Source organism: Lentzea tibetensis, assembly GCF_007845675.1.
Lineage (GTDB): Bacteria > Actinomycetota > Actinomycetes > Mycobacteriales > Pseudonocardiaceae > Lentzea > Lentzea tibetensis.
Genome location: NZ_VOBR01000005.1, coordinates 436,536 through 444,162, shown reverse-complemented (window position 1 = coordinate 444,162; position 7,627 = coordinate 436,536). Strand labels below are relative to the sequence as shown.

General features: G+C 68.8%; 5 protein-coding genes and 1 pseudogene. 4 read left to right on the top strand and 2 right to left on the bottom strand.

Annotated elements, in window-relative coordinates; all coding sequences use genetic code 11:
* Positions 1-347: 347 nt before the first annotated feature.
* The 4 genes and pseudogenes from FKR81_RS44940 to FKR81_RS10470 form a co-directional block, all read left to right on the top strand.
* Positions 348-656, top strand: a pseudogene (locus tag FKR81_RS44940) (response regulator transcription factor); the annotation flags it as partial.
* Positions 657-687: 31 nt separating this feature from the next.
* Complete coding sequence (locus tag FKR81_RS10480; RefSeq protein ID WP_146350770.1) at positions 688-1,371, top strand: NUDIX hydrolase; 684 nt, start codon at positions 688-690, stop codon at positions 1,369-1,371.
* Between the two features lie 83 nt (positions 1,372-1,454).
* Complete coding sequence (locus FKR81_RS10475; RefSeq protein ID WP_146350769.1) at positions 1,455-2,270, top strand: 5'-methylthioadenosine/S-adenosylhomocysteine nucleosidase family protein; 816 nt, start codon at positions 1,455-1,457, stop codon at positions 2,268-2,270.
* A gap of 31 nt (positions 2,271-2,301) precedes the next feature.
* Complete coding sequence (locus tag FKR81_RS10470) at positions 2,302-4,551, top strand: hypothetical protein (protein ID WP_146350768.1); 2,250 nt, start codon at positions 2,302-2,304, stop codon at positions 4,549-4,551.
* A 24-nt stretch (positions 4,552-4,575) separates the two neighbouring features.
* Here the strand turns inward: FKR81_RS10470 and FKR81_RS10465 are convergent, their stop codons facing one another.
* Complete coding sequence (locus FKR81_RS10465; protein WP_146350767.1) at positions 4,576-5,520, bottom strand: LamG domain-containing protein; 945 nt, start codon at positions 5,518-5,520, stop codon at positions 4,576-4,578.
* A complete protein-coding gene (locus tag FKR81_RS10460) occupies positions 5,517-7,520 on the bottom strand; it encodes a PQQ-dependent sugar dehydrogenase (protein ID WP_235921431.1) in 2,004 nt (667 codons plus the stop codon). The genes FKR81_RS10465 and FKR81_RS10460 overlap by 4 nt, the downstream gene beginning before the upstream one ends.
* Positions 7,521-7,627 lie beyond the last annotated feature (107 nt).

The window sequence follows — 7,627 nt, the reverse complement described above, 5'->3', positions numbered from 1 at the left end:
GCCGGACGACAGATCTTGGGAAAGACACCAGGTCAGTCAAGCCACGAGTCAGACCCACCCAGCAAGGACCACCACACACATCCTCACTGTCAAGGCCCAATCGCTGCGCCGAAGGCGCGACCCAACCACCGACACCGAAACACCAAAGCCGCAGCAACCATCAGACCCCAGCCCCGGCGAAACCGGCGGCCAGGCAAAGAACCCAGCCCCGGCGAAACCGGCGGCCAGGCAAAGAACCCAGCCCCGACGACAACCGGCAGCCAGGCAAAGACCCGAGCCCCGACGACAACCGGCAGCCAGGCAAAGACCCGAGCCCCGATGAAAACCGGCAGAGGCCAAGCCCCAACGGGCAGTTCCTCGACGCACTGGACCGGGTGGCGAAGGGCGGTGCCGCGTTCGACCCCGAGGTCGTGCGGAGGCTGCTGAACCGCTCACCGCTGGAACGGCTGACCCCGAGGGAGAAGGACGTGCTCGCCCTGATGGCGCAGGGGCTCACGAACGCCCGCATCTCCGAGGACCTGCACATCTCGCTGAGCGCCGCCGAGAAGCACATCAACGCGATCTTCGACAAGCTCGGGCTCGCCGGGTCGACCGGCGTCAGCAGGCGGGTGATGGCGGTCGTCCGCCATCTCGGATCCACTGTGGACCCTGCTTGATGTCATCGTGACATGAAGTAGGGTGGAACGCGTGGCCAGTCGTCATCTCCGCGTCACCGTCACCGCCGACCTGGTGATCCTCACGATCAGGTCGGGGGAGCTGCACGTGCTGCTCGTCGAGCGCGCGAACGAGCCGTTCCGGGGCAGCGCGGCCCTTCCCGGCGGGTTCATGCGCGGGAGTGAGTCGCTGGACGAAACAGCGGCGCGGGAGCTCGTCGAGGAGACCGGCGTGGACCCCGGCGCACTGCACCTCGAGCAGGTCGGCGTGTACTCGGCGCCGGACCGCGACCCCCGCGACCCGCGGGTGATCACCTGCGCCTACCTCGCCATCGCGCCCGATCTGCCGGTGCCGACCGCGGGCGGCGACGCGCGGGCGGCCCGGTGGGTGCCCGTCGAGGACGCCGTCGGCCTGGCGTTCGACCACGACGAGATCCTGCGGGACGCCGTCGAGCAGGCGCGGGACAAGCTGCAGCACACGACGGTGGCCACGGCGTTCTGCGGTCCCGAGTTCACCATCGGCGAGCTGCGCGAGGTCTACCAGGCCGTGTGGGGCATCGCGCTGGACAAGCCGAACTTCCACCGCAAGGTCACGGACGCGGACGGGTTCATCGAGCCCACCGGCGGAAAGCGCTCGTCGGGCAACGGCAGGCCCGCCGCTCTCTACCGCGCGGGGAAGGCCGAGTCGCTGGTGCCGCCGATGTCGCGCCCCCGTTAGTGTCATTACGACATTTGGCTTGATTCATAGAGTTTGGCTATGGATCGGTTGTTGTCATCTCGACAATAAGCTAGCTTCTCCGCATGGTCGTGATACTCACCGCGCTCGAAGTGGAGTACGCCGCCGTCCGAGCGCACATGGCGGACATCCGCACGCACCGGCACCCCGCCGGGACTCTGTTCGAGGTGGGCACCATCGCCGGCAGGCGGGTGGCGCTCGCGATCGTCGGCAAGGGCAACCACGTGGCCGCGACCATCACCGAACGCGCGATCGCCGAGTTCGGGCCGGGGCTCGTGCTGTTCGTCGGGGTCGCGGGCGGCCTGCGCGAGTCGCTGGAGCTCGGTGACGTCGTCTTCGCCACCAAGGTCTACGCCTACCACGGCGGCCACGTCGGCACGGACGGGTTCAGCGCCCGGCCGCGGTCCTTCGAGGCGCCGCACCACGTCGAGCAGATCGCCAGGCACGTGGCGAGGACGGGGGAGTGGCCGTCCGTGCACTTCAGCCCGATCGCGGCGGGCGAGGTCGTGCTCAACGCCAAGGACTCGCCGCTCGCGAACCAGCTGCGCAGGCACTACAACGACGCGGTCGCGATCGAGATGGAGAGCGCGGGCGTCGCGCACGCAGGCCACCTCAACCTCGCGCCGACCGCGACCATCCGCGCCATCAGCGACCACGCCGACGGCGCCAAGGAGATCGCCGACCGCGCCGGATCGCAGGTGAAGGCGGCCCGCACCGCGGCGGACTTCGCCGCGGCCGTCATCGCCGAGCTGGAGGACACCGGCGGCGGCTCGAGCCGCGCGCCGCGGGTCGAGAACATCGCCACCGGCAACGCCCGCGTCGTCATGCAGGCCGGTGTCGTCAACGGCAACGTCCAGTTCGGCTCGGACGCGGGGAACTGAGCGCAGCAACGAGAACGCGAGGGAGGGCGTGGTGACCGAACCGTCGCGCGGGAACCGCAACACAGCTTCCGGGAACGCCAAGGTGCAGGCCCAGATCGGTGTCGTCAGCGGTGACGCGGTCTTCCACCAGCACGACACGATCTACCAGGTCACGGGGGAGGACACCCCGAAGAACCGGTACCTCGTCGCGCTCAACCACCTCGAGGGCGGTTCGCCGAGGGTGGCCGAGGACATGATCGGCGAGGTGCTGCGAGGCGGCCTGGAGTCGACCGAGATCGCTTACTACTACGCGCTCGCGGTGCTGAGCGAACGATCGCTCAACCAGCTGGGGCGCGCGGAGTTCGACAACTTCGACCTCGCGTGGAAGATCGCGCGCAGGCACGAGCACGACCAGTGGTACACCGCGCTGGCGGTGGTGGTCGCGCTGGTCAGGTCCGTGCTCGCCCAGGAGCACGGCGGGAACGGGTCGGCCGCCGTGCTCGACACGCTCCAGACGCTCCCGACGGAGCGGCGCATCGAGATCTCCCGGCACCTGGCCACGTTGCTCAACGGTTCCGTGCAGGACCAGCTGGACCGGATCAACGCCGACCTGGTCGAGGAGGGCCGGAGCGCGGACGAGCGCAGTCACCGGACGAAGAAGTTCTTCCAGGCCGACCCGATCGAACCGAAGGTGCCCGCGCCCTACTTCAACGGCCACATGACGCCGAGCACGTGGGGTGCGGCGCTGTTCGGACTCGCCGGGTTCGCTGGCGGGCTGGTGCTGCTCGGCGGGTGGCTCACCCAGGCGGCCGGGTGGTGGCTCGGCGGCCTGCTGCTGAGCGGACTGGTCGCCTGGGGTGCCGGCGCCGTCTCGGTGGCCGCGTCGCGGCGGCGCGCCCGGCACGCGTTCGAGCTCGGCCAGGAGTCCGCACGGCCCGACCACGTGCTCGACGTCGACCGGTTCAGCAAGCGCGGGTTCCGGTACGCCGTCGAGCAGCTGATCGCCGACCGGTTCTCCGACTGGAAGGTGTGGAAGGACGTCCCGCTCAAGGAGCTGGGCAACGAGCGCATCGACGACGAGCTGGAGAAGATCGGGAGGGGCCTCGCCTACCGGCTGATCCGCACCTACGCCGTGCGGGTCGCCGACCTCGGCGACTCCACCTTCTCGGACAAGATCAACGAGGCGCGGGACAAGGAGGGCGCCCGCCGCAGGCAGCGCAAGGAGATCCAGCCGACCGAGCTGAGCTGGCTCGTCCAGTGGCACGCCGAGCGCATCGCGAAGCAGTGGGGCGACAGGTCCCTGTACGCCTTCCGCAAGGTCGGTCCGACGGAGATGGCCGCCGACCTGCTCGGCATGGTCGGCGGACTGGCCGCGGCCGCCACCGCGGTGGGGCTGGGCATCGAGCTGGCCGGCGCATCCTTCCTGGCCGTCCTGGTCCTCGTGGGCACGGTCGCGGCGGGGAGCGTCGGCGTCGTCAACGGCGTCAAGCTCCTCGGCGACCGCCTCGCCCTGCGGGAGGAACGCGCCGACAACGAGCGCATGGTCGAAGAGCAGCGGATCGCCTACGACGAGTGCGTCGCGGAGCTCGACGAGCGCCCGTCCGACGCGGAGATCGCCCGCTGGCTGGATTTCGACAAGTCCCACATCAAGACGGTGGCGCTCGAGCACTGCGGACTCAGCAACCGGGACATCATCGCCCAGGTCCTGCTCACCGAGGGAGCCTCGACGGCCAAGCGCGCCAGGGTGCTGCACGGGGCGCCGCGCTACTCGGCCTACACGGTCAAGGTCTTCCTGCTGACCGACAACGGGGTCCGCGAGGTCGAGATCGAGCTGGACTTCGAGACCGGCGCGCTGCGCAACGAGTACCGCAACGCCTTCAGCTACAGCTCGCTCGCGTCGGCGCAGGTGCTCGAGGTCGGCATCAAGTTCGCCGGCGAGGAACGGCAGGTGCTGGTGTTCGGCGAGGACGGGGTCGAGATCACCGACAAGACGGACAACTACGTGCGCAGCAAGGCTTTCCGGCTCCGGCTCGTCAACGACGACGAGATCACCGTGGTGATGGAGAACTTCGAGGGACTCGTCGACAAAGCCGTCGAGGACAAGAAGAAGCTGGCGGAGCTGGCGCTGGAGAACTCGGGCGTCACGAGCGCGCTGCGGATACTCGAGTCCGTCGCCGCCGAGGGTCGCGAGTGGATCGAGAAGGAGCGGGAACGCCGCGAACGCCGGTGGAACGACTGGGAGAACGAACACCACGAGCCGCTGGCACTCGAGGGTGGTGGCGAGCGACCGGAGCTGGAGTAGCTCCGGCCACTCACCGACAGGGGATCAGCCCGGCAGGTGCCTCATCCACTCGTACTGGAAGTGCACCTCCCACTTGGACACCGCGCGGTCGAGGAACATCAGGCTGTCCATCCGGCAGTTGCAGGCGTTGGTCTCCCGGTGGTTCTGCGGGTAGCTGCCGCCGATCTTGATGCCGAGCGGATCGGTCGGCGACGCCAGGTCCGGCTCCGGCTCGCCCACCAACGCCCACGGGTCACCGGTCACCGCGTAGAAGCCATCGACCGGCTTTCCGTTGCGGTACAAGGCGATGGCCCCGGTGTCGAAGTTGAACGTCGCCGCCAGGAACACCCACTCGTTGGCGGGCAACAACGTCTGCCAGTCCGCGTTGGCCGTGAAGTACTGCGACGCCGCACCGTCGACGCGACGGCCGAGCGCCACCAGGCTCATCTTGCCGTTGACGTTCATCAGCTCGAGCAACCCGCGCACCGCGTGCCCGTTCGAGTCACCGGACAGCAGCCCGGCCAGCCCGATCGCGCCGTAGAAGTCGTCCGGGTTGGCCGAGTTCGAGTTCGGCGCCGGGTTCTGGCCGGTCATCTTGAACCAGCCCATGATGGACATTTCGCGCGCGCCGTTGAACGCGTGCAACGTCGGCACACCGGGCACCGGCGCCCACACGCCCGCCTTCCAGTCGTCGTTACCGGCGACCGTCGGGTTGACCTGCTTGAGCTGCAACGCCGACCGGCTCGCCGGGAACGCCCGGTCGCGCACCCGCATGTCCTTGCCGCCGTTGAGCAACGACAGGTGCGTGCCGGAACGACCGCGATCGCGTTCCAGCGCCGGGTTGCCCGGCAGCGGGTGCTCGAAGTCGTAGTACGACACCAGGTCGCGCGCCAGGCTCGGCAGCACGATCGGCAGGTGTGTCGCCTGCGCGGGTGCGGTCAGCGAGAAGCACAACAGCAGCGCGCAGGAAACAGCCAGAACCCTTCTCACTCGCCCTCCCCGAGCACGCGCAGGTTCCGGATCCTGCCGATGTTGTCGAACGACCCGAAGCCGACCCGTCCGGACGAGAACGTCTTGTTCACCGCCGTCATCAGCGGCGCGGACGAGCCGTCCACGTACACCGCGATCTCACCGGTCCCCGCGCAGTGCTTCACCGAGACCCGGTGCCACGCGGCGTCCTTGACCGCGGGCAGCGCACCGACCGACCGCGCTTCGTCCCACTGGTCGTCGAGCCGCACCCGGTCCGCGTTGTTCACCGCGAAGATCCCGTTGTGCGGGTAGATCTTGTTGTCCGACGACAGATGCGCGTAGTAGAACTCGGTGTCGGACTTGTAGCCGAACACGATGATCACGTCGCGGTTCGACACCTCGACCGGTGTGTCCAGCCTGACCTCGGCGTCGATCCGCACGGACCCGAACGACGGTCCCTTGGAGAGCACCGCGTACTCGAACGGCCTGCGCGGGCCCGGTCGCGCCACGCCCGCCTCGGCCAGCACGACCTCACGGCCGGGGAACTGCCACTTCGCCGGCGTGACCGGCTGCCAGTCGCGCGCCTTCGTGGCGCCCCAGACGAAGTCGTGCCCGGTGCGGCAGTCCGCGAACTTGCGAGCGCCGACGACCTTCCAGATCTTGCCGTTCGCCTTGGCGAGTATGTAGAGCTCGCCGCGGCTGTCCTGGCCGAACCGCAGGTCGACGCGCTCCTTGCCGACGAGCTGCTGCAACGTGACGCGCTGGCCGGACTTGTCGTAGAGCATCAGGCTGTGCGTCGCGGCCATCGAGTCCGACTTCATCTCGCGCTCGTTGGCGTACAGGACGTAGCCCTTGACGCCCTCGCCGTAGATGTACTTGCCGCGCAGCTCGGGGATCTTGTGGCCGCGGTAGACGAACCCGCCGATCAGCGCGTTCCCGCTGTCGCTGCACGGACGTGACGTCGGCAGCCGGTCGTGGTCGAAACCGGCGACGGGGTAGCTGTAGCCGAACTTGGCGTCGTCCGCGGGCAGCGGGAAGATGCGGCAGCTCGGATCGTTCTTGACGTAGTTGAAGCGGCCTTCCCGCTCGCTCCAGCCGAAGTTCGCGCCCGGCTTGACCTCGTACACGGACTCGACGACCTTCTCGCCGATGTGACCGAGGAACATCCGGTGCCGCCCGCCCGCGTCCCAGCTGAAGCGGTACGGGTCGCGCAGGCCGTAGGCGTAGATCTCGCCCAGCGCACCGGGCTTGCCGACGAACGGGTTCTTCGCCGGGATGCCGTAGTGGCCGTTCACGCCGTTCTTCCCGCGCGGGTCGATGCGCAGGATCTTGCCCTGCGGCACGCCGAGGTCCTGCGGGACGGTCGTGCGCAGGCCGACGCCGCCGTCGCCCGCCGCGATGTACAGCAGGCCGTAGTCGTCGTCCCACCACTTCGAGTTCGGGTTGAAGCCGATCTCCTGGAGGCCGTGGATGAACGTGCCGAACCCGATCCGCAGCATCTCGCGGCGGGTGCCCGCGAACGTGTTCGCCTTCGGGTCGGTCGCGGTCCACTCGGTGATCACACCGTGCACCTGGGCGTCCGGCGCGGACGGCAGGTCGGGCTTCTTGGTGGTGAGAGCGTTCCCCGCCTCGGTGTGGACGGTGTAGAACCGACCGTTGCGGGCGAACTTCGGGTCGAACGCGACGAAGCCGAACCCGCTGCCGAGTCCGCGGTAGGTGTGGAAGTCCGCGCCGACGGCGGCGCCGACGTCCAGGTAGACGTGCTGCGTGCCGTGGTCCAGCAGGTACATCCTGCCGTTGAGGTCCGGCACGTACGTGCGGCCGGAGCGGTCGGGGACCTCGCCGAAGTAGTTGATCCGGTTCCACTGCTTCAGCCGCACGTCCGTCGGCGGCGGAACCGCAGTGGACTGGGGAAGGGTCGCGACTTCCTCGATCTCGAGCCCCAGACCGGATGCGGTCGGGGTCGGGATCGGGTCGGCGACGGGTTCGTCGGCCTGTGCGTTCGCTCCCGGCGTGAGCAAGGCCGTCAACAGAATTGCGACAACAGCACCTGACGTCGAGCGTCTGGACATCCCACCACCTCGTGGGTTGCGGTCGGGAAAGCGCTTTCCGAGCGGCGGATGCCAGA